Origin of the sequence: Streptococcus sp. GMD1S, from assembly GCF_000296875.1 — a bacterium.
Taxonomy (GTDB): Bacteria; Bacillota; Bacilli; order Lactobacillales; family Streptococcaceae; genus Streptococcus.
Map to the genome: position 1 here is coordinate 1 of NZ_AJQY01000128.1, position 1521 is coordinate 1521.

Consider the following 1521-nt stretch of genomic DNA (forward strand, 5'->3'; position numbering starts at 1 on the left):
AATATGAAGATTAGTCACATGAAAAAAGATGAGCTGTTTGAAGGTTTTTACCTGATTAAGTCAGCTGACCTAAGACAGACGCGTGCTGGGAAAAACTACCTAGCCTTTACCTTCCAAGACGATAGCGGCGAGATTGAGGGGAAACTATGGGATGCCCAACCTCATAACGTTGAGGCCTTTACCGCTGGGAAGGTGGTCCACATGCAGGGACGTCGAGAAGTGTACAATAATACTCCTCAAGTCAATCAAATTACTCTCCGCTTGCCTCAGCCTGGGGAACCCAATGATCCAGCTGACTTCAAGGTCAAGTCACCAGTTGATGTCAAGGAAATCCGTGACTACATGTCGCAAATGATTTTCAAGATTGAAAATCCTGTCTGGCAGCGTATCGTTCGTAGTCTCTACACCAAGTATGATAAGGAATTCTACTCCTATCCGGCTGCCAAGACCAACCACCACGCCTTTGAAACGGGTTTGGCCTATCATACAGCAACCATGGTTTGACACTATTTGAAACGCCCTTGACCTGAGTAAAGAGAGCAAAGAAACGAAGCAAAACTTGCTTGCGCTTGCTTTCTTGGGCAATGACATAATCCCAATCCAGCCCAGTTTCAGTGAAAAATTTGCTGGCTTTTTGGCGAAAAAGGAGGTATTTCCCAGCTCCTAATAAAAGCACATAGACGAGAAAGACTGGCAAGCCATAGCCCATGGCTAAAAACAAGGGTGCAAACAAGAGTAAAAAGAGGGTTTGAACAATTGTCCAGAAAACCAGTGAACTCACCGTCTGTCCTTTGAGGTAGGACTTTACCTCCTCTTCACTGACTAAGAGAAAGAGTTTATCCGGTCCTTCCATGTAGGTCGCGATTCCTCCCCAAGCCAAAAGCAAAGCAGATACAATTCCCAAAAACAAGAGGATAGGCCAATGATTTTCAGGAAAATCTTGCAAGAGTTGACTGTACTGGTAGGCTAGAAAACCGATGAGAACAAGCAGGAATAAGACAAAATGGTCATTGAGAACATAGCGCAGATAACCGACGCACTCCTTACGAAAAGCCTGCTTTCTCTTTAAAAACAAGTCTTTCATCGGTCCTCCTCTTTGGTCAGAGCCAAGTAAATATCATTCAAACTCGCTTCAGGCATGCCAAAGGCTTCGCGCAGTTGCTGGAGGTTCCCCTGAGCCCTCACCTCCCCCTTGTGGAGAATAACAAAGGCGTCACACATCTTCTCCGCCGAGTCCAGCACGTGGGTACTCATGAGGATAGACTTGCCTTTTTGCTTTTCTACTTCCAAAAGCTGAATCAAGTCAGAAATAGCCAGCGGATCGAGCCCAAGGAAAGGCTCATCCACGATAAAGAGGCTAGGATCTACCACAAAGGCACAGATAATCATGACCTTCTGCTTCATCCCTTTGGAGAAATGCACTGGAAACCAGTCCAATTTTTTATCCAGACGGAACATTTTTAACAAAGGTTCCACACGATCAAAAGCCACTTTTTGCTCAATACCATAGGCCATGGCAAC

1 protein-coding gene and 2 pseudogenes are annotated in these 1521 nt (G+C 45.4%); 1 reads left to right on the forward strand and 2 read right to left on the reverse strand.

The genetic code is table 11. The features are described 5' to 3' along the window. Positions 1–3: 3 nt before the first annotated feature. Positions 4–501, forward strand: a pseudogene (locus GMD1S_RS07610) (3'-5' exonuclease); the annotation flags it as partial. Here the strand turns inward: GMD1S_RS07610 and GMD1S_RS07615 are convergent. Together GMD1S_RS07615 and GMD1S_RS07620 are read right to left on the reverse strand one after the other, a co-directional pair. Continuing rightward, positions 500–1084, reverse strand: a pseudogene (locus tag GMD1S_RS07615) (ABC transporter permease); the annotation flags it as partial. The pseudogenes GMD1S_RS07610 and GMD1S_RS07615 sit on opposite strands and share 2 nt — an antisense overlap. After that, on the reverse strand, positions 1081–1521 hold a 441-nt coding region (locus GMD1S_RS07620), incomplete at its 5' end, for an AAA family ATPase (RefSeq protein WP_000320372.1). The pseudogene GMD1S_RS07615 and the gene GMD1S_RS07620, both read right to left, overlap by 4 nt.